Annotated in this window: 20 protein-coding genes; 9 read left to right on the top strand and 11 right to left on the bottom strand. The window is 40.2% G+C overall.

Annotated features, from left to right (window positions below; all coding sequences use genetic code 11):
- The first annotated feature begins 47 nt into the window (after positions 1 to 47).
- Both Q4557_RS04460 and Q4557_RS04455 read left to right on the top strand, forming a co-directional pair.
- On the top strand, positions 48 to 857 hold the full coding sequence (locus tag Q4557_RS04460) for a YggN family protein (RefSeq protein WP_303410954.1): 810 nt from the start codon (positions 48 to 50) through the stop codon (positions 855 to 857).
- 546 nt (positions 858 to 1,403) lie between these two features.
- A complete protein-coding gene (locus Q4557_RS04455) occupies positions 1,404 to 2,345 on the top strand; it encodes a LysR family transcriptional regulator (RefSeq protein ID WP_102440629.1) in 942 nt (313 codons plus the stop codon).
- Positions 2,346 to 2,993: 648 nt separating this feature from the next.
- Here Q4557_RS04455 and Q4557_RS04450 read toward each other — a convergent pair.
- From Q4557_RS04450 to Q4557_RS04415, 8 genes are all read right to left on the bottom strand, one after another.
- A complete protein-coding gene (locus Q4557_RS04450) occupies positions 2,994 to 4,883 on the bottom strand; it encodes a DUF885 family protein (protein ID WP_102440628.1) in 1,890 nt (629 codons plus the stop codon).
- Between the two features lie 352 nt (positions 4,884 to 5,235).
- Positions 5,236 to 6,387 (bottom strand): radical SAM family heme chaperone HemW, encoded by a 1,152-nt coding sequence (hemW, locus tag Q4557_RS04445; protein ID WP_303410951.1) that lies wholly within the window; start codon positions 6,385 to 6,387, stop codon positions 5,236 to 5,238.
- 5 nt (positions 6,388 to 6,392) lie between these two features.
- Positions 6,393 to 6,992, bottom strand: coding sequence for an RdgB/HAM1 family non-canonical purine NTP pyrophosphatase (gene rdgB, locus Q4557_RS04440; protein ID WP_303410949.1), 600 nt, complete (start codon positions 6,990 to 6,992; stop codon positions 6,393 to 6,395).
- Positions 6,993 to 7,300: 308 nt separating this feature from the next.
- Positions 7,301 to 7,735, bottom strand: coding sequence for a DUF4426 domain-containing protein (locus Q4557_RS04435; protein WP_102440625.1), 435 nt, complete (start codon positions 7,733 to 7,735; stop codon positions 7,301 to 7,303).
- A 213-nt stretch (positions 7,736 to 7,948) separates the two neighbouring features.
- On the bottom strand, positions 7,949 to 8,248 hold the full coding sequence (gene yggU, locus Q4557_RS04430) for a DUF167 family protein YggU (protein ID WP_102440624.1): 300 nt from the start codon (positions 8,246 to 8,248) through the stop codon (positions 7,949 to 7,951).
- Between the two features lie 42 nt (positions 8,249 to 8,290).
- A complete protein-coding gene (locus Q4557_RS04425; protein WP_102440623.1) occupies positions 8,291 to 8,842 on the bottom strand; it encodes a YggT family protein in 552 nt (183 codons plus the stop codon).
- A gap of 86 nt (positions 8,843 to 8,928) precedes the next feature.
- Positions 8,929 to 9,747 (bottom strand): pyrroline-5-carboxylate reductase, encoded by an 819-nt coding sequence (gene proC / locus Q4557_RS04420; protein WP_303410946.1) that lies wholly within the window; start codon positions 9,745 to 9,747, stop codon positions 8,929 to 8,931.
- 138 nt (positions 9,748 to 9,885) lie between these two features.
- Complete coding sequence (locus tag Q4557_RS04415; RefSeq protein ID WP_102440640.1) at positions 9,886 to 10,581, bottom strand: YggS family pyridoxal phosphate-dependent enzyme; 696 nt, start codon at positions 10,579 to 10,581, stop codon at positions 9,886 to 9,888.
- 35 nt (positions 10,582 to 10,616) lie between these two features.
- Between Q4557_RS04415 and Q4557_RS04410 the strand changes: the two genes are divergently transcribed.
- The 5 genes from Q4557_RS04410 to hemH all read left to right on the top strand — a co-directional run bounded on the left by Q4557_RS04410 (position 10,617) and on the right by hemH (position 15,952).
- Entirely contained in the window at positions 10,617 to 11,654 is a 1,038-nt protein-coding gene (locus tag Q4557_RS04410) for a type IV pilus twitching motility protein PilT (protein WP_076542380.1), read from the top strand.
- A gap of 11 nt (positions 11,655 to 11,665) precedes the next feature.
- Positions 11,666 to 12,778 carry a PilT/PilU family type 4a pilus ATPase gene (locus Q4557_RS04405; RefSeq protein ID WP_102440621.1) on the top strand — a complete coding sequence of 371 codons (1,113 nt, stop codon included), beginning with the start codon at positions 11,666 to 11,668 and terminating at the stop codon, positions 12,776 to 12,778.
- A gap of 188 nt (positions 12,779 to 12,966) precedes the next feature.
- Complete coding sequence (locus Q4557_RS04400; protein WP_102440620.1) at positions 12,967 to 14,088, top strand: hypothetical protein; 1,122 nt, start codon at positions 12,967 to 12,969, stop codon at positions 14,086 to 14,088.
- 159 nt (positions 14,089 to 14,247) lie between these two features.
- On the top strand, positions 14,248 to 14,793 hold the full coding sequence (locus Q4557_RS04395; protein ID WP_102475766.1) for a glutathione peroxidase: 546 nt from the start codon (positions 14,248 to 14,250) through the stop codon (positions 14,791 to 14,793).
- Between the two features lie 145 nt (positions 14,794 to 14,938).
- Positions 14,939 to 15,952, top strand: a complete 1,014-nt coding sequence (gene hemH / locus Q4557_RS04390; protein ID WP_102475765.1) for a ferrochelatase — start codon at positions 14,939 to 14,941, stop codon at positions 15,950 to 15,952.
- 98 nt (positions 15,953 to 16,050) lie between these two features.
- Here the strand turns inward: hemH and ruvX are convergent, their stop codons facing one another.
- The 3 genes from ruvX to yciH all read right to left on the bottom strand — a co-directional run bounded on the left by ruvX (position 16,051) and on the right by yciH (position 17,636).
- Positions 16,051 to 16,476 (bottom strand): Holliday junction resolvase RuvX, encoded by a 426-nt coding sequence (gene ruvX / locus Q4557_RS04385; protein ID WP_303410941.1) that lies wholly within the window; start codon positions 16,474 to 16,476, stop codon positions 16,051 to 16,053.
- Positions 16,477 to 16,604: 128 nt separating this feature from the next.
- Entirely contained in the window at positions 16,605 to 17,165 is a 561-nt protein-coding gene (locus Q4557_RS04380) for a YqgE/AlgH family protein (RefSeq protein ID WP_102440616.1), read from the bottom strand.
- A 141-nt stretch (positions 17,166 to 17,306) separates the two neighbouring features.
- Entirely contained in the window at positions 17,307 to 17,636 is a 330-nt protein-coding gene (yciH, locus tag Q4557_RS04375; protein WP_102440615.1) for a stress response translation initiation inhibitor YciH, read from the bottom strand.
- Positions 17,637 to 17,999: 363 nt separating this feature from the next.
- Between yciH and Q4557_RS04370 the strand changes: the two genes are divergently transcribed.
- Together Q4557_RS04370 and rfaH are read left to right on the top strand one after the other, a co-directional pair.
- Positions 18,000 to 18,560 (top strand): DUF4136 domain-containing protein, encoded by a 561-nt coding sequence (locus Q4557_RS04370; RefSeq protein ID WP_303410938.1) that lies wholly within the window; start codon positions 18,000 to 18,002, stop codon positions 18,558 to 18,560.
- A 247-nt stretch (positions 18,561 to 18,807) separates the two neighbouring features.
- Positions 18,808 to 19,299, top strand: a complete 492-nt coding sequence (rfaH, locus tag Q4557_RS04365; RefSeq protein WP_102475763.1) for a transcription/translation regulatory transformer protein RfaH — start codon at positions 18,808 to 18,810, stop codon at positions 19,297 to 19,299.
- Positions 19,300 to 19,803: the final 504 nt, after the last annotated feature.

The following is a 19,803-nucleotide window of genomic DNA, read 5'->3' as shown; positions in this document are numbered from 1 at the left end:
CGCCCCATTGATTATCTACATAACGATTAACAGCAAGGATAGAGCTAATGAATACCCAAGGTTTATTTAAAAGTATTGCACTAACTGGTTTGATTTTTACCGCAGGGGCTATGACGCCTGCGGTGGCCAAAATGTCCCTTGAAGATAATCAATGCAACGTGACCTTAAACTATGATGTTACCGTTGAGCCACAAAAATTATCCTTTAGCGAAAAAGGCGCTGAGGTTTACCGAGTCGAACTTGGAAAGTTATATATTGATGGCAACCAAGTTGCACTAAATGATAAGCAAGCAGCTTTGTTAGCTGATTATTCTGAGCAAGTATCTAAACAGATCCCAGAGGTAATTGATTTAGTTGATGATGCTGTTATTTTGGCAACAGATGCAGTGAGCATGGCATTAACCCCTATTTTTGGAGATGCCACAGCGGCTAAATTGGATGAGCTTTTAGCTGGAATTCAAAGCCGTGTTGACCAAGCAGCATATCAACAAGGGGATAAGTTTTATCTTGGCGCGACAGAGTCTTCGTTAGAAGAAGCATTTAATGAAGAGTTTGAACAAGAAATGGAGCAAATGATTAAAAACTCCATGGGTAGTTTTATGATGGCGCTAGGGGCTGAAATGATGTCTTCAGAAGGCGGAAGCTTTGATGAAAAAATGACTGCCTTTTCAAGCAAAATGGAAAGAATCGGTGAAGATGTTGAATTGCAGATTTCTGAGCAATCAGAGGCCATAAAAGCTAAAGCCAAAAAAGTCTGCGGTAACTTTGAGCAGTTAATGGTGCTTGAAAGTGAATTACGTCAATCCATCCCACAGCTATCTTCTTATGAATTAGCGACATTATCAGATACTGAGTAGCGGTAACCTTGTAAGTTCTAGCATTGTCAAAATGCACCTGACCTTCCCCTGTACCTTGTGCAGGGGCTTTTTGGTTAAACCATTCCCGCTTAAATTACCAATCAAAAACTTCACCCGCCAATCAAGTTCTAGTTAACAATCTGTTATTTGCGCTACTTTGTAGCGAGATATGCTAGCCGAGCTAGTCGTTTTTTGTCTAATTGCCACCGTTCAAGTTGAGAAAATGTCATTAATATTACAGTTTATCGTAGATTTGTTCTGATAAAAAAATTGTATATTATAAATATAGAGCCATTTATACAATTTTTGGTATACTCCTAAAACTATAAAACTGTATGGCGTTAACCAATTAACTTGTTGTTTTAGTTTTGGTTGGCTATTCATGATAATGGACTATCGAAATTTAATTTTTTTTTGGGTGAGTGGCGCAACGTTTAAAGAACCATATAAAGTAGGTGGCGTTTATGCAGCATTGTCTGTAATAAGCGACATTACTTGGAACTCAAAAAATATTTTTAATGTCGTAAACAGCTTAAGGCGACTCCAATGTTAGAACTATTAGAACCTATTGCTATTTTTACTCATGTTGCTAGAGCTGGGAGCTTCAGTGCCGCTGCCAGAAGGTTGAGTATATCTAAGTCCAAAGTAAGTACTCAGGTTGCTGATCTTGAACATAAACTTGGGGTTCAACTCATCCAACGTACTACACGTAGTTTAAGTTTAACTGAAGCGGGTAACTTGCTTTACATACAAGGTGAGGAGTTATTACGTGATGCAGAGCAGGCCGTTGCTAGTGTGCATAATCTAAATGATGCCACCCGTGGTGTACTTAAAGTCGGTATTTCTCAGTCTTTTGGTACCATGCATATTATTCCTGCATTACCTGAGTTTATGGCACGACATCCAGAGCTTGAGCTACAAGTTAGCTTACTGGATCATAAAGTTGATGTGGTTAGTGAAGGTTTAGATTTACTTTTGACTATGTCTGAGCAGCTACCATTAGGTATGGTTGCAAGACCATTAATGAAGTGTCAGTTCTTATTAGTGGCATCGCCAGAATATATTGCCCAACATGGCAATATTTCTCGACCTGAACAACTTGTTGATCATAACTGTCTAGTCTACCAAGGTGAGTGGCATGAGCACAGCATGTGGCAGTTTAAGAAAGCTGATGATTACTGTGAAATTGGTGTTTCTGGTAACTTCCGGGTTGATAATGCACCAGCATTAAAATCGGCCGCGGTTAGCGGTTTAGGTATTGCCTACCTAGCAAGTTATTTACTTGAAGATGAAATCGAACAAGGTACATTAGTGCCGTTATTACCTGATTGGCAATTGACCAACAACTTACCACTACAGGCTGTTTACCCAAGACGTAAGCACCTTGCCCCTAAAGTAAGTGCATTTATTGAATTTATTAAAGGTCATATTGGTACTACACCTTATTGGGATGGTAAGTTTGATCATTTATACAAATTACGTAAATAGCCATTCAATGGGGTTTCTAAGTCAGTAACTAAAACTGGAAACATTGTTCGAATTTTAAAACAAAGTCGCAACTTAAGTTGCGACTTTTTTATTTGCATAATAAAAACAATAACTTGATTGTCTTGTGGTTGAAAAACGCTCAGGTTGTTTCTGTGCTGAGTTATTAATGGAGTGTAAAAAGCTGCTTGAACTCTGTTCTTAAATCAATACAATAGATTTCAGTTGATTCGGAATGATTTGAGTCACGCATCTTGTTGAGAAATGACCCCTTTTCAGCTTTTTGTGCAAATCAGCAACTTCGCAAGTTTTGAATCACTGCTGGCAGAGGTTTTAAAATCAGAACAATGCCGGCTTTGAAACCATCATCCTAGTTTTAATTGGTTTACCCCAGACATTGTGCTGGGGTTATTTTTTTCTGCTCTATAATATCCGCGCTTAATTTGTTTACTCTCTCGCCTTTGTACTTTTGTTCTCTTTTAAGCTGCTAATTGAATATATTTGTCGGGTATAGCATTTGTTAATGCACTCGTTATTGAACTTGTTATTGCCTTGGTAATTTATAGAGTGGCGCTCATTACTTAGGCTTTAGTACGAGCCAAAAAGAAGGCCACTAAAAAGTGGCCTTAGATAACTTAATCGATTGGTTGATTAACCGCGATTTGAGTCTGCCGATTGGCTTAATAGCTCAGGTTTATTGGTTTGATTAATCCAATTGTCCACTTCAGCTTCTAATACATCTAATGGTACAGGGCCATTTTGCAGTACTAGGGTATGGAACTGACGAATATCAAACTTGTCACCTAATTTAAGCTTGGCGTTTTCACGTAGCTCTAACACTTTAATCATACCGACTTTATAGGCAGTAGCTTGGCCAGGCATCACCACGTGGCGTTCTACCATTTTAATGGCATCAGACTTAGCATTTGGGGTGTTGTCTACGTAGTATTGGATACCTTGCTCACGAGTCCATTGTTGAGTGTGGATCCCTGTGTCTACAACCAGACGACAAGCACGCCATAGCTCCATCGCTAAGCGGCCAAAGTCAGAGTAGGGATCAGCATACAAGCCCATTTCTTTAGGGAAGTATTCAGTATAAAGACCCCAGCCTTCAATATAGGCAGTATAGCCACCGAATTTTCTAAATTTAGGAATACCTTCCAGCTCTTGGGCAATGGCAATTTGCATGTGATGCCCAGGGATCCCCTCATGATAAGCCAAGGCTTCCATTTGGTAAGTGGGCATTGCTTTCATGTCATACAAGTTGGCGTAGTAAGTACCAGGGCGTGAACCATCGGGTGCGGGTTGATCATAGAATGCTTTACCAGCAGACTTTTCGCGAAAGGCTTCAACAGGTTTAACGATTAATCCGGCTTTAGGTTTAATATTAAACACTTCACCTAAGCGTGACTCCATATTATCAATTAGGTCTTTAGCTTCGGTAATGTAACGAGTTTTACCTTCATCGGTGTTGGGGTAATAAAATTGTTCATCATCACGCATGAAAGCCATAAACTCGGCTAAGTTGCCGGTATAATTTACTTTTTTCATGATCGCACGCATTTCATTATGAATACGTTCAACTTCTGCTAAACCTAACTGATGAATTGTTTCAGAGCTCATATCAGTCGTCGTAATACGATTTAGACGAGTATTATAAAAATCTTCGCCTAAAGGTAACTTCCACACCCCATCACGGCTATCAGCTTTGGCTTCTAATTCATGTAAATAGCTGATTAAATTGTCATACCCAGGTTTTACACTTTTAATTAAGGCTGTTTTAGCTGCCGCCAATAATTCATCTTTTTGAGCTTGGGTAATATCGAGCTTCTCGATTTTACGGTTAATATCACCCCATAGGGTGCTTTTAACTTCAGTATCAGTAAAAGGTGCACCCTTGATAATATTTTCGCTGTCTGAAATCACATAAGGGAAGACAAACTTTGGCGCGATAATATTTTTATCGGCGCGAATTTTTAATGCATCGATCACTTGCTCAGTTACATGCTTTACACCGTTTAAACGGCTAATGTAAGCCTGTGCATCACTGACATTTTCAACTTGATGTTGATTGATAAGGAAGGTAGCAATAAACGAATGACTACCACGCATCTGGTTTACAGGGTAATTATGGTAACGCCATTTATCATCGCTGATTTGCTGCTCTAAGCCTTGTTTCATTAATTTGTAGCTAAGTGCCGTTTGCTTGTCTAACTTAGCAACATTAATAGTTTCAAGTTGTTTTAAATGCTTTTTAGCTCTGGCTAAGTCTTCGTCAGCAGATTTATCACTAAAATCACCCCATTTGTCATAATCAGTTTTGATGCGTAAATAGGTTTGGGAAATCGGGCTAGCCATTACATTTTCCATGAACATACTTTCAAACAGCTCATTGGCTTTTTCTGACTCGGTGGTGGCTGTTTTAGTGGAGGCTACTGTATTGGTTAAAGGTTGGTGCCCTGCAGTGTGGGCGATTGCGGCGTTTGATAATAAGCTGGTTAAAGCAACGGCTATTAATGTCGTTTTTGTTGTTAGTCGCATAGGGTTTCCGTTAGCAAAGTAATAGAACAGGAGATCGATTGATATCCTAAATGACACAAGCATAAATGTATAACGTGAAATGTTAGCAATTGTGTCTTAAATGTTGCTGAATTTACAGGGTAAATGCGAAATGATTTATTTAGTGACTTGCAGGCACTTTGCTTAAAGCGCCAAGCTTAATGGGCAAAGGAAATCAAAAAAAGCCTAATGCATTAACCTTGTTTATAAAGGTAATCCATCAGGCTTTTATATAGGCTAGTAATAAATAGGCTAGTAATAAATATGCCAGTAATAAGTAGACTAGTTATATAGGCTAGTAATAACTTTAATAAATCAGCTAGCTATAAAGTAGCTAATCTAAAAACTGCGACAAAATATCATTAACAAACATATGGCCTTTGGCGGTTAATTGCCAATGGGTCTCAGTTTCGGTTAATAAGCCTCTTTTAATTGATTTAGCAATACCTTCATCAAGCTCTGACATAGGTAAGCCGGTGCGCAGTTCAAATTCAGTTTTAGGGATAGGCGTCATTAACCTGAGTCGATTCATTAAATATTCAAGGGCGCGATCTTCAGCTAGCACTTCAGTAGTTTCACTGGTGTAATCTGACGTTGCTAGATAACCCTTCGGATGCTTAATTTTGACGGTGCGAATAATCTTATTGAGCTCAGGTTGAGTAATCTTGCCATGGGCGCCGCAGCCAATCCCCAAGTAATCGCCAAATTGCCAATAATTGAGATTATGTTTGCACTGAAATCCGTCTTTGGCATAAGCAGATATTTCATATTGCACATAGCCAAGTGCTGCCAGCTTCTTCTGTCCTTGCTCATAGATATGCCACAAGTTTTCATCGTCAGGCAATTGTGGCGGTTTAGAGTGAAATAAGGTATTTGGCTCTATGGTCAGTTGATACCAAGATAAATGCGGTGGCATTAACCCAGCAGCAGTATCGATATCGGCCATGGCTTCATCAAATGACTGATTCGGTAAGCCGTGCATTAAATCTAAGTTAAAGCTGTTGTAACCTGCATTACGGGCTGTACTAGCAGCGGTAACGGCTTCATCCTCATCATGGATACGGCCAAGAAGGTTGAGTTTATCTTTTGAGAAACTTTGCACCCCAATGGACAAGCGCGTCACCCCTGCAGCGCGATATGCGGCAAAGTCATCATGCTCTAACGTACCCGGATTGGCTTCCATGGTAATTTCAATATCATCTTCAAAACCAATGGCGGCTTCAGCACCGGCTAGAATGCGCTGTATTTGGGTGGCTTCAAATAAAGATGGCGTGCCGCCACCAATAAAAATGCTGTGAAGTTTTCGCCCTTGTACATAGTGAAGGTCGTGATTGAGATCGGCTAAAAGTGCATCAACATAAGCTTGTTGCGGTAATACTCCATGCTGACCATGGGAGTTAAAATCACAATATGGGCACTTTTGAACGCACCAAGGGATATGGATATATAAGCTCAGTGGTGGCAGAGATAATTTCGCTGATTGCATGATAGTTACTTAATAATCCCTTTGGCTTTCATAGCGCCTACAAGCAAAGTAAGTGCTAACCCACGGTGGCTCAACTGGTTTTTTTGCTCACTTGAAAGCTCGGCAGCCGAAATATCAAACCCCTGTGGAATAAAGATAGGGTCGTAGCCATGGCCTTGCTCACCTTGAGGGCTCAATCCTATAGTGCCTTCCCATGCCGCTTGGCAAACTATTGGGGTTGGGTCTTTAGCATGGCGCATATAAACCAATACACACTGAAAGCGTGCTTTGCGCTGTGTTTTGTTTGCTAATGCAGCAAGTAATTTAAGGTAATTGTCTTGCTCGCTGGCGCCTTCGCCGCCGTAACGGGCTGAATAAATCCCCGGTGCGCCTTGAAGGGCATCAACTTCTAAACCAGAATCATCTGCGATTGCGGCTTTACCAGTGATTTCTGCAGCGTGGCGGGCTTTAATAATGGCATTTTCAATAAAGGTGGTGCCTGTTTCAGCCACTTCTGGAACGTTAAATTGGTTTTGCGGTAAAACCTCAATATCAAATTGGGCTAGCATCTGATCAAACTCTGTTAGTTTACCTTTGTTACCGCTTGCTAAAACAATCTGTTGCATGGAATACCTTTTTATTAAATAAGGGGGCTGATGTTTTAAATAGTGCTTATGGGGTGAGCAGGCTTTGCAGTAAACTAAAACTCACATCAAATAAGTGGCATCTAGCCTTAAAAAAGGCTTAGTTTTCGCCTTGACTGGCTATTTAAATTTTCATCAATGAAATTGGCCTAATGATACCTAAGCACTGAGTTGATAGACAGCAGCAAAGGATAAAATAGCTATGGTTTGCGCAACTAAATAAAAAGCTAAACCTTGAGGTTTAGCTTGTTAAAAGTGCAAAATCATTTGAAATAAGCCGCTGTTTAGCCTTATTCCACATAAAATTTTTGTTTGAACTTTAACGATGTATTGAGCTTATTGCCGTACTTTATCGTCAGGTTAAAGTTGATTTGTTGATCGTCTCGGTATGGCACTTGGGCGATATAATAAATAGCATCGCCTTCACGGATTTCTTTAAACTCTAAATCCATTCGTGCATCAAGTAAGTTGTTGGCTACGCCAGCGATTTCAACAGCAACGGCGGGATTACCTTCTTGACTGGTATCTAACACTGCAATATTGACAATACCGTTGTAATTACTGCGTTCAATACCATAGGTTTTGGCAATAGCAGGGGTAATAAAGGTACTACCTAATGCCATGTAATGAATATCATAATTACCGACAGTCTGTTTTTGTTCTGCTTGAACGGTCGTTAGGGTACTCATTAAAATGACAAAGCTACATAAAAGGGTGCGAAACATAATCTAAATCCTTGATCGACTCTGTGTTGCTAACAACTGGCTTAATTGACCTAGCGGGTTAGTTTAGCCCTAGGTTAGTTAATCGTCGCGACGAAAGAGTTGATTCACTAATTGGAATGTAGACTTAAGTATAGAGAATTTTTAGCCAGATCACCCGTAATTGGATCATTTTGATGGATGATTTCAATAATGGATGATTTCACTAATCGATGCTTAGTTGCATTGGGCTATTATCTGCGATATTTCAGGCGGGATCTTTAACGGGCTAAGTATCTTCACTTGCTTATGACGGCCTTGAAGCCCTTTTAGAAGCATCACATCAGACTTTGGCACTTTAAAGGCTTTGGCTAAATACTTTATCAGGTGGCTATTGGCTTTACCGTCGATTGGCGGGGCTGTGATGGCGATTTTTATTTCATCACCATGTAAGCCCACAATTTTATCACGGCTGGCCTTAGGCTGAATATAAAGGTTCAGCAACAGGTTACTCTGTTGCTGAATAACGACAGGCATCAGCTTAAGCTCGCTCGGAGGTTAAAACGGAAAACATGAACTTTAAACCTGAGCCCAAAATGGAATGTATTGCGCTAACAAAATATTAAGGAAGTTCATTGCAATCAGCACTAACATCACCGATAAGTCTAAACCACCCATAGGAGGCAGGATACGACGAACAGGGGCTAAAAAGGGTTCGGTAAGTTGATCCATTACCATCACAATCGGGTTGTGACCTTGGTTAAACCAGCTAAGCAGTGCGCGCAGAATGAGTACCCAAAACAGTAATACTCCAGCTTCTTTTAATACTGAAACCACAGTAAGAACACCAAGCATTAATGGGTCAAATAGCGCAGCAGGTGTCATAGCGGTAAGTATTGAATATTTTATAAATACCACCAATAAGGCCAGTACGATTGATGCGGTATCAATACTGCCCATAGACGGCAATACACGGCGCATTGGGGCTATGATAGGTTGAGTGGCTTTAATCACAAACTGGCTAAATGGATTGTAAAAATCAGCTCTGGCTAATTGTAGCCAAAAGCGCAGCAGGACTATCATAAGATAAAGACCAAAAACGGTATCGATTAAGAAATGTAGTGCATTCATTGAGTGTGCCTTAGTTGATCTGAAGTTGATCTAAAATTGAACTGAAAATTATCTTCACGGGCTATTTTCCATTAAATATCGTTTGTTTAAAATGTTTTTGCCATTTCTTGTGCCCGTTTTATGCAGTTTGTCATAGCTTTATCCACTAAACCGCGTAAATCGCCTTGTTCGAAGGTTTCAACCGCTTGAGCTGTAGTGCCGCCTTTTGAGGTAACATTATTACGCAAGGTTGCTAATGAAAGTTGTGGATTTTGAATCACCATTTGCGCCGCGCCTAATGCCGCCTGCTGGGCAAGCGCTCTTGCTGTGGTTTCATCCATGCCAGATTTAATGCCATGGTCAATCATAGACTCAATAAACAAGAAAAAATAAGCCGGTGAACTGCCAGCTAATGCAATCACTTGGTTAAGCTCGTCTTCTTTTTCAACCCAAACAATTTTGCCACCACTTATCATTAAGGTTTCGCAAATTTGTTTATGCTCAGCTGAAATGGATTCATCGGCGTATAAGCCTGTCATACCCACGCCAATTTGCGTTGGTGTATTAGGCATAGTGCGAATAAGGTTAATCGGTTGCTTACAATAATCGACATAGCGCGCCGCAGGAATGCCTGCAGCGATAGTGATTAATAACTTTTTTGATAAATCTAACTGACTTAGTTGTTCACACACCATTTGCATTAACTGCGGTTTTACGCTGAGTACAATCACATTTGCATCATCTGCAGCAGCAATATTGTCGTGAGATACACCAATATTAAAATCGGCTTTTAACGCATCTAATTTACCAACACTGGGATTGGTGGCGTGAATACGATCTGCTGGGTAACCATTACTGACTAAACCACTGATAATTGAGCGGGGCATATTGCCTGCACCGATAAAACATACTTTTGCTTGAGTCATATTAAGGGTCACTTTTAATTTTTATGTCGGCTGTTATTTGCTAATTGCTTATTTACTAATGTTTGGGCTATTGCTTACTAATACAAGCAGTAGCGGATAATTTTTAATTAATGATTTGGCGTTTTTGGCCTTTAGGGTTTATGGGTAATCTCGAGCGCCAAATATTGCGGTGCCAATTCTGACCATGGTAGAGCCATGCTCAATCGCCACCGCCAGATCATTACTCATGCCCATTGATAGGGTGTCAATGTCAGGGTATTGGCTTTTTAGCTGCGCAAAAAGCTGTTGCAGTTTGGCAAATTCTTGGCGTTGCAGAGCGATATCGCTGGTGGCAGTCGGTATGGCCATTAAGCCTCTTAAAGTCAAATTAGGGAGCGATGCTATCACCTTAGCTAAAGCGCTAACCTCGGTCGCTATCACCCCTGACTTTGATGCCTCTTCACTGATATTAACTTGAATACACACTTGCAACGGCGCTTTACCTGCTGGTCTTTGGTCATTGAGGCGCTTAGCGATTTTTTCACGACTTAAAGTGTGCATCCAATCAAAATGCTCGGCAACAATACGCGACTTGTTGGACTGCAAAGGGCCGATAAAATGCCACTCAATATCACAATAGTCATCTTTTAGTGCGAGGACTTTTTCTTCGCCCTCTTGGACATAATTTTCACCAAAGCAGCGCTGGCCCGCTTGATAAGCCTCAATAATAGCCGATATGGGCTTAGTTTTACTGACGGCAAGTAAGGTGACTTCTTCACTATTACGTGAACAATTTTGCGTCGCTTGTGCAATTTGGCTCTGGGCGATTGATATTCGGTCTGCTATTGTTGTCATATTGTTTTGATTTGTTTGAATGGATGTCATTAGTCATGGAAATAACTGAGTTACTTGCCTTTAGTGTAAAGCACAATGCATCAGATCTACACCTTTCTGCCGGTGTTTCTCCGATGATTCGCGTTGATGGTGAAGTGAGAAAAATCAACTTACCCGCATTAGACCATCAAGCTGTTCATGGATTAGTCTATGACATCATGAATGATAAACAGCGTAAGGACTTCGAAGAACATTTAGAAATCGATTTCTCGTTCGAAGTGCCAAACCTTGCCCGTTTTCGTGTTAACGCATTTAACCAATCCCGTGGGGCTGGTGCCGTTTTCCGTACCATTCCCAGCGATATATTATCACTTGAGCAGTTAGGCGCTCCTGAAATTTTCAAAAAGATTTCAAGCTTCCCTCGTGGATTAGTCTTAGTAACAGGGCCGACAGGTTCTGGTAAGTCTACAACACTAGCGGCGATGGTGGATTATATTAATAATGAACGCCATGACCATATTCTGACCATTGAAGACCCAATAGAATTTGTGCACCAAAATAAGCAATGTTTGGTCAACCAACGTGAAGTGCATAAACATACCCATAGTTTTGAAGCGGCGCTTCGAAGTGCACTGCGTGAAGATCCCGATGTTATTCTTGTGGGTGAGATGCGTGACCTTGAAACCATTCGCTTAGCAATGACAGCAGCAGAAACCGGTCATTTAGTTTTTGGTACCTTACATACCACTTCAGCGGCTAAAACCGTTGACCGTATTGTTGATGTATTCCCTGCAGGCGAAAAGGACATGGTACGTACTATGTTGTCTGAATCTTTGCAGGCGGTTATATCGCAAACCTTAATTAAAAAGGTTGGCGGCGGCCGAGTGGCAGCTCACGAAATTATGATGGGCACGCCAGCTATTCGTAACCTTATTCGTGAAGATAAAGTCGCACAAATGTATTCAGCTATTCAAACGGGTATGTCTCATGGAATGCAAACCCTTGAACAGTGTCTACAAAACCTAGTCAATCGCGGCCTTATTAGCCGTGATGATGCCATGTCAAAAAGCTCTAACAAACAAGCTAACTTTTAAAGGAAAGTAAAATGGATGTGCATCCTTTTTTAAAGGTAATGGTTGACAGAAAGGCTTCAGATTTATTTATTACTGCAGGCTTTCCGCCCAGCGCCAAAATTGATGGTGAGCTAAGACCACTATCGGATAATAGCTTTAACCCTGAGCAGTCATTAGAGTTTGTTGAATCCTTAATGACAGAGGTGCAAAAGAAGGAGTTTCACGAGTCTCGTGAATGTAACTTTGCTTTTGCTGCAAAAGATTTAGGCCGTTTCCGTGTCAGTGCTTTTTGGCAACGTGAATCACCCGGCTGCGTGATGCGCCGAATTGAAACCAAAATTCCTGAAGTTGATGACTTAAAACTACCGCCGATCCTTAAAGACTTGGTGATGAGTAAACGTGGTTTGATCATCATGGTCGGTGGCACTGGTACTGGTAAATCAACTTCGCTGGCAGCATTAGTGGGTTATCGTAATGCCCATGCTCGCGGGCATATTTTGACCATAGAAGACCCAGTAGAATTTGTTCATGACCATCGCAAAAGTATTATCACCCAGCGAGAAGTCGGTATTGATACTGATTCATTTGATGCCGCGCTTAAAAGTTCGCTGCGTCAAGCGCCCGATGTGATTTTGATTGGTGAAATTCGTACTCAAGAAACCATGGAATTTGCCTTAACATTTGCTGAAACAGGTCACTTATGTATGGCGACCTTGCATGCTAACAACGCTAACCAAGCGTTAGACCGTATTATGCATTTAGTGCCTGAGAGCAAGCATAACCAGCTATTGTTTGATTTATCATTAAACCTTCGCGGTATTGTGGCGCAGCAATTAGTGGCAAAATCTGATGGTAGTGGCCGTAGGGCAGCAATCGAAGTGTTAATTAATACCCCACGTATAGCCAGTTTAATTGCTAACAATGAGCTGCATTTACTCAAAGAAACCATGGCTAAATCAAGAGAGCAGGGCATGCAAACATTTGACCAAGCCTTGTTGGATTTATATCTTGAAAAAGAGATTAGCTATGCCGATGCATTACATCACGCTGATTCACCCAATGATTTACGCTTAATGATTAAACTGCAAAGTAATGAAGCTAACTCGTCAGGCATGATGGATGGGGTGACATTTGATATGAATTAACGGCTAATGTTGGTTGTGCTTTTAACTATGTGTTCACATTAGTGTTAATCTCCATTGATATTATTAAATATTTTATAAAAAGGCCAAGGCGTAAGCCTTGGCCTTTTTTAACGTTACAAATACTTACCATTTACAGTCTGCTAATTTGCTATAATAACAATCCAACCAACTACCCCCCTAGGGATCCCATGTTTTGTTTCAAAAAAAACGTATTAGCAACATCGCTAATAGCGGCATTTACACTTATGTCATCTTCGGCTCAGGCTGTCAGTATTAATGATGAGCTCGATATTGGTGGGGCAGTAAGGGTAAATTATGGTTGGCAAGATTACGCTGATGGTAATGGCACGCTTGAGTTTGAACTGTTTAGAGCTGATGTAAATTACAAATCAGACAGTGGCTTATTTGCCTCAGCCCAATACCGCTGGTATGAGTATATGGATGTGGTACACCATGCTTATATGGGTTATCAATTTGATGAAAACCAAAAGGTGCAAGTGGGCGTCACGCAAGTGCCATTTGGCGTTATGCCAGTGGCTTCTCACTCATTTTGGTTTGGGGCGACTTATTATCTAGGCTTAGAAGATGATTATGATGCCGGTATTCATTATCAATACCAAGGCAATGGCTGGCGTTATGATGCCGCATACTTTGTTAATGATGAGTATGGTGATGGCAGTCGCTTCGATCGTTACTCATTTGATGTTGGCACAACAAAAGAGTCTCCTTATCAAGAAGCCGGCCAATTAAACTTACGCATTGAAAAAACCATAGGTGATGAGTTTAAGAGTAAACTTGGCGCGTCATTTCAATATAGTAATTTAGAATATGTACCAGATGGCTTTGAAAATGCAGCTGAAGGCGAAGATACCACAAGTATTACTGCAGCTGTACATTGGCAGTTAGATTGGCAGCAATGGCAATTACAAACTCAGTATATTCATTATGACTATGATTTAGACAACAGCAACCGCATCACCTTAGCTGCTTTTGCCGCGCCGTTTGAAATTGCCGCTAAAGCCGATGTGGTAACGTTGAACTTATCCCGTCAAATTGATGTGGATTGGGGCCCGATTAGCCAATTAAACTGTTACAACGATTACAGTCAGGTGGTCGCTTCTGGTGAAGGCTTAGATGACTCTATTCAAAATGTCACCGGTTGTATGATTGCTGCCGGTAAGTTTTATTCATATGTCGACTGGATTGCTGGCAAGAATATGTGGTTTGCTGGTGGCGATGGGATTGGCATTGATAATGGTGATACCGCTTGGCATTCTCGGCTCAATATTAATGTTGGCTTTTATTTCTAAGCCCAGTGTATCAGTTTGATCTGATACGCTTATTAAAACGTATATGTACTTGTGGCCTGTGTAGTCAAAACTTTTTGTCAAAGTGGCGTTAAAGCAAAAGCCGCAAGTATGATTTACCTTAAATAGATTATTTTAGATATATGTTGGAAAGGAATCAAAATGAACAAACTCTTATTATCAGCAGGCTTAATCGGTTTAAGCTTTAGCGCTTTTTCAACGAATTCAATGGCTAATAGCTGTCCTGAATACCTTAATGTAGAAGCCAGAAAATTACATTCTGAAGATACGGTCGATTTATGTGAGTTAACCGCAGGTAAACCAGTATTAATTGTTAATACCGCCAGTAACTGCGGTTTTACACCGCAATTTAAAGCACTTGAAGCGCTGCATCAGCAATATAAAGATGATTTAGTGGTCATTGGTTTTCCATCGGATGATTTCTTTCAAGAAGAAGATGATGAAGCCAAAACCGCAGATGTGTGTTTTTTAAATTACGGCGTGACATTCACCATGGTGTCGACCTCTGCAGTCAGAGGCAGCGATGTTAACTCGGTATTTTCTTATTTAGGTGAAAAATCAGCAGCGCCTAAATGGAATTTTTATAAATACCTTGTTAGCGCAGACGGTGAAAGTGTGCAGCAATTCAACTCTCGAGTAAAACCAGATAGCGAAGAGTTGAAAAAAGCGATAGAGTCAGTGCTATAAATAATAATATTGCTAATAAAGCATAAGCTTGCAGATAAATTTGCGTGGCTATTATTAGCATGACAAATAGCCGTTATTGGATGATGCCTTAAGCAATAAATATTTAATCGGGCATCATCAATAATCACTTTTCTCGGAGTCAATCTTGTTCAAATTTTCTGGATTAAGTAAAGAAGTCGGCCACAAAACCCGTGGCAAAACCGGTGTGCTGTTAATGAATTTAGGCACCCCTGATGAACCTACCGCCTCAGCCGTTCGTCGCTACCTCGCAGAATTTTTATCTGATCCTCGGGTAGTCGAAATCCCTAAATTAGTGTGGATGTGTATCTTACACGGGATTATTTTAAGAGTGCGCCCAGCAAAATCTGCAGCACTTTACAAAGAAGTATGGACCAAAGATGGTTCGCCTTTAATGGATATTAGCTTACGTCAACAGGCCAAGCTTGATGCCTTGTTTAAGCAGCACGATGTCGATGCATCAGTGCATTTATCCATGCGTTACGGTAACCCATCAACCCCAAGTGTGTTACAGCAAATGCACAAAGACGGAATTGATAAGATTATTGTTTTACCGCTTTATCCTCAATATGCCGCACCTACCACGGCGTCAGCCTTTGATGCTATTGCCAAAGAGCTATGTAAATGGCGCTATATTCCAGCGCTGCATTTTATTAATACCTACCATGACGATCCTAACTTTATTGATGCATTAGCTAAATCAATTCAAGCGGATTTTGACGCAAATGGAAAACCGGAAAAGCTAGTGTTGTCTTATCACGGTATGCCAGAACGTAATCTGCATTTAGGCGATCCTTACTATTGTTTTTGCGTTAAAAGTACTCGCTTAGTGGTCGAAAAACTAGGTTTGACGGAAGACGAATATGTGATGACCTTCCAATCACGTTTTGGTAAAGCCAAGTGGTTACAGCCTTATACCGATGCCACCATGGAAGCGTTACCAGGCCAAGGCATTACCGATATCGCAGTTGTTTGCCCTGCATTTAGCGCAGACTGCTTAGAAACATTAGAAGAAATAAAAGGTGAGAACCGCGAAGTATTTGAACATGCCGGTGGTAAAAAATTCCGCTACATTGAATGTTTAAATGATAATGATGACCATATCAATATGATGGCCAATCTGGTGAAGCCTTATCTCTAAATAAAACATGTCTGATATATTAAAAGGAGTCTATGGACTCCTTTTTTATTGTCTAAATATTTACTCTCAATAATGGCTTAGCAAATATGAATACGGTTTTAATCTGAATACTGGTTTTCAAAATAACTTTCGATGATTAATACTGCCGATACCGCATCCACTTGGCCTTTGGTAAGCTTTTTATAGCCGCCTAATTCAAATAGCCTTGCTTTAGCATCTGTGGTGGTGAGGCGCTCATCTTGAGTGACCACTTTTACCCCAAAGCGGCCACTAATGCGATTGGCAAATTTTCGTGCCCGCTGAGTCATCTCTTGTTCGGTACCGTCCATATTAAGCGGTAAACCAACAACGACTAAATCAGGTTGCCACTCTTTTAGTACCGCTTCAATTTCATCCCAATTAGGGATGCCATCATTGGCTTTTATGGCCGAAATTGGTGCCGCACTTGACGTGATTTCCTGGCCAACCGCAACACCGATACTTTTGGTGCCAAAATCAAAGCCTAATACTGTTTTAGATTGCATGTTGTTCTCTGGATAATCGTAATAATGAGTATCGACAGTTGCAAAGCCAATTGATTAACTGACAGCAATTGAAGATAAATACTTGGCGTTTATAAACATAAATTGGTGTATTAGCGAGTTTTAAAAGCTTAAGAGTGACCAACTTGTGATGATATTTGCCAAATATCAAAGCCTAATTGTTTGGTGGCTTGAGTCCAAAGCTGATTATAGTCTTGGTTAAAAACGAGTTCGGGTGTGGCTTCAATAGTTAACCAGGTGTTTTCAGCTAACTCTTCTTCTAACTGGTTTTTGCTCCAACCAGCATAGCCTAGAGCGACAATAAATTGTTTTGGCGACTCTTCAGTGCCTAGGGCATTAAGCACATCTCGTGATGTGGTTAGCATGCAAAATTCACTTACGGGCTCACTATTGACCCAATCAGTTTGTGGCGTATGCAATACAAAGCCTCTGTCGGTATCAACTGGGCCGCCTAAAACTACCGATTCTTCAAGGGGTAGGCTTAATTGCACTTTTTTAGCTAAGCCAATTTGCTCTAGCAGCTCATCAATAACGATATTGGTTGGCCGATTGATCATTACGCCCATGGCGCCTTTATCGTTATGCTCGCAAATATAAATGACAGCACGCTCAAAAAAAGACTCATCTAAAGAGGGCATAGCAATTAACAGATGACCTTGTAAACTGTCCATTATTTATCCTTTTGAAAAACTAGGTGTCAATTTAACATACATACTTAAATGCCCTTAAACCCGAGGTTGTGATTTAAGCTTGATTGGCGATTGCTAATACTTAGGCAAATACTAATATTAAATGTAAGTATTAGCGTAGGCTTAACCACCAGCAAGTTTGACCGTATAGTTCATTTTCTCTAGCAAGGTTTTGATTTTTTCACGGTCATCAGTTTGCACTTCAATATTGAACTCTTTTACCGTACCCCCACAACCACATTGTTTTTTTAGTTTTTGCGCTAAGGCTTTTAACGCTTTAGCATCAAGCCCAAGCCCTTTAATGATACTAACGCCTTTTCCTTTACGGCCTTTACTGTCTTTATGGATGCGGACAATGCCGTCACCTACTGGAATTTGCTCTGTTGGCTTTTCTTGAGCAATTTTACCGCCATCGGTGCTATAAACTAAAGAAACATTAGGATCAATACGCATAGGTTCACTTGTACTTTAAAATAAATAATAAATACACACAGTTTAACAAACTAACTGAGTTGGCTAAAGCAGCAAACGACCCCTCTAGCGGATAATCTAGCTGTTATCTTATTGGCGAGCACTAAGCTCACTCATTAAGTCCATTCACTAAGCTCATTAACTAAGCTCATTCACTAGGTAAGAATCATTTTCGCGGTGGTTAAGGCTAAAGCTTGCTGTTAAACATTTAGAAAACTGGCTAAAGCGACTATTGTTAATATTATCAGTTGATGATTATAGTTTAGCTAGGTAAGCTATTTATTGGCCTCATTAAAATGTATTTAATACAGAAACAGCCAGTTTGGGTTGTTATTCGGAGTTATTATGAAAAAGTTATTTGTTGCTGCAGCGGTTTTAGCATTAAGTGCATGTAGTACCTTAAAAACCAATACCGATTTTGATCCAGCCGTTTCATTTGACCAATATAAAACCTACTCTTGGGTCGAAAAGAAAAACCAAGATGCAAGTTATCATCTGGATGGCTTAATGGACCAACGTGTTCGCGATGCTGTTAACAACGAACTTGGGCAAAAAGGCTTAACAAAAGCAGACATTACTGAAGCTGACTTACTGGTTAACTACTTAACTAAAGTCGATAAAAAAATTAATGTCGACACCTTCAATACCAGTTTTGGTTACTACCCATATTATGGTCGTCGTGGCTGGGGCGGAGCAGGGATGAACACCCAAACCACAGTACGTGAATACGAAGTCGGCACCTTAATTGTTGATTTAATCGATAACAAAACCGGCAATTTAGTATGGCGCGGCAGTGTTGCAGATACTATCCGCAATAAAAACACCCCAGAAGAGCGAGTACAAATCATCAACTCGGCGATTTCACAAGTGATGTTGAACTATCCGCCACAGCCTGAACCAAAATAGGCTTTATTATTAGTTAAGTTACTCTTTATGATTAAACCGTATCTAATCTTGATACGGTTTTTTATTATTGTTCATTGAAAGCCCCCTTACGACGCCACATAAGTAATACAATTGAACACTTTTGTATCAATTTGCAGCATTTGAAATATTAAATATCAAAAAGCTTTCACTTAGCTTACTGGCTTTGATAAAATACTGCGCTTGGTGATAATGGACGTTACCTCGAATGATATTAAGTGAGTAGAAAATGAAGTCATGGTATTTGTTATATTGTAAGCCGCGCGGTGAAGTTAGAGCGCAACAAAACTTAGCATTACAACAAGTCGAAAGTTACTTACCTATCATTCAAGAAGAGAAAACCTCAAACGGAAAGACCAAACTCGTCGATGTCCCGTTATTCCCATGTTATTTGTTTATCTATTTTGATCCACTAGAAGTCAGTGTAAGCCGTATTCACTCAACTCGCGGTGCAAGTCGCATCATTGGTTGCAGTGAAACAATGACACCGATTGATGAGCGGATTATACAAGCAATAAAAAACAGAGTTTCAGTTCACAAGCCTGATGTTGAAAGTGATTTAATCGCAGGTGATAAAGTTCAGTTTACTGACGGGCCATTTGTAGACTTAGAAGCCATCTTTGAAGAAAAGAATGCCCAAAAACGATGCTTTGTATTGTTTAATATCATGGGGCAACAAAAAAGAATGTGTGTAGATAGTAGTAGCATTAAGAAAATTTAATGAACGCAAAGCGTTAATTTTTTACGTAATAGTGTTGATGTTTTGTTTTAATGCCAGGTTTTTATGTGCAGGAGATTCAGTTTTTTAAAATGACTTATTTAGGTACAAAAAATATAGGGTAACATAACGTGTTTTTACTAAAGGTTGCTATTTAACCATAGTTGCATTTAGTAAAAATAAGTTCGTATAAGTTCGTATAAGTAAGAAGTCAGTATATAGGTTAGCAGTGACTTTTTAGGTTCAATCAAAATTAGAATTTCATTTATTGAAGGGCACGTTAGAAGCCGTAATCTATGGGCGGTAGCGTGTCTGAAAGACAAAAGACAGAAAAGTTTCTGTCTTTTAGTGAACGCCGAAAATCATTGTCTGGAACACTTCAAAATTGCTTTAGCAAGCCCGCAGGGTGGAGTATATGGACATACGGAGTAATCGGTAGCGTGTCTTAAAGGGCTGGATCCAAAGGTTAAGCGAGCGAACAAGAGGTATGGAAACCGAACTGGCACC

This window comes from Shewanella sp. 5_MG-2023, from assembly GCF_030547465.1.
GTDB lineage: Bacteria > Pseudomonadota > Gammaproteobacteria > Enterobacterales > Shewanellaceae > Shewanella.
Note: the sequence above shows the minus strand (reverse complement) of the source record. Positions and strands in the feature narration are given on the sequence as shown.

Bases quoted from the DNA above. Each gene is read 5' to 3' on its own strand.
- Q4557_RS04425 (WP_102440623.1), bottom strand. From the start codon at position 8,842: ATGAATGCACTACATTTCTTAATCGATACCGTTTTTGGTCTTTATCTT.
- ruvX (WP_303410941.1), bottom strand. From the start codon at position 16,476: ATGCAATCTAAAACAGTATTAGGCTTTGATTTTGGCACCAAAAGTATC.
- hemW (WP_303410951.1), bottom strand. From the start codon at position 6,387: ATGCAATCAGCGAAATTATCTCTGCCACCACTGAGCTTATATATCCAT.
- Q4557_RS04460 (WP_303410954.1), top strand. From the start codon at position 48: ATGAATACCCAAGGTTTATTTAAAAGTATTGCACTAACTGGTTTGATT.
- rdgB (WP_303410949.1), bottom strand. From the start codon at position 6,992: ATGCAACAGATTGTTTTAGCAAGCGGTAACAAAGGTAAACTAACAGAG.
- rfaH (WP_102475763.1), top strand. From the start codon at position 18,808: ATGAAGTCATGGTATTTGTTATATTGTAAGCCGCGCGGTGAAGTTAGA.
- Q4557_RS04370 (WP_303410938.1), top strand. From the start codon at position 18,000: ATGAAAAAGTTATTTGTTGCTGCAGCGGTTTTAGCATTAAGTGCATGT.
- Q4557_RS04450 (WP_102440628.1), bottom strand. From the start codon at position 4,883: ATGCGACTAACAACAAAAACGACATTAATAGCCGTTGCTTTAACCAGC.
- Q4557_RS04410 (WP_076542380.1), top strand. From the start codon at position 10,617: ATGGAAATAACTGAGTTACTTGCCTTTAGTGTAAAGCACAATGCATCA.
- yggU (WP_102440624.1), bottom strand. From the start codon at position 8,248: ATGCCTGTCGTTATTCAGCAACAGAGTAACCTGTTGCTGAACCTTTAT.
- proC (WP_303410946.1), bottom strand. From the start codon at position 9,747: ATGACTCAAGCAAAAGTATGTTTTATCGGTGCAGGCAATATGCCCCGC.
- Q4557_RS04455 (WP_102440629.1), top strand. From the start codon at position 1,404: ATGTTAGAACTATTAGAACCTATTGCTATTTTTACTCATGTTGCTAGA.
- yciH (WP_102440615.1), bottom strand. From the start codon at position 17,636: ATGCGTATTGATCCTAATGTTTCTTTAGTTTATAGCACCGATGGCGGT.
- Q4557_RS04415 (WP_102440640.1), bottom strand. From the start codon at position 10,581: ATGACAACAATAGCAGACCGAATATCAATCGCCCAGAGCCAAATTGCA.
- Q4557_RS04395 (WP_102475766.1), top strand. From the start codon at position 14,248: ATGAACAAACTCTTATTATCAGCAGGCTTAATCGGTTTAAGCTTTAGC.
- Q4557_RS04435 (WP_102440625.1), bottom strand. From the start codon at position 7,735: ATGTTTCGCACCCTTTTATGTAGCTTTGTCATTTTAATGAGTACCCTA.
- Q4557_RS04380 (WP_102440616.1), bottom strand. From the start codon at position 17,165: ATGGACAGTTTACAAGGTCATCTGTTAATTGCTATGCCCTCTTTAGAT.
- Q4557_RS04405 (WP_102440621.1), top strand. From the start codon at position 11,666: ATGGATGTGCATCCTTTTTTAAAGGTAATGGTTGACAGAAAGGCTTCA.
- Q4557_RS04400 (WP_102440620.1), top strand. From the start codon at position 12,967: ATGTTTTGTTTCAAAAAAAACGTATTAGCAACATCGCTAATAGCGGCA.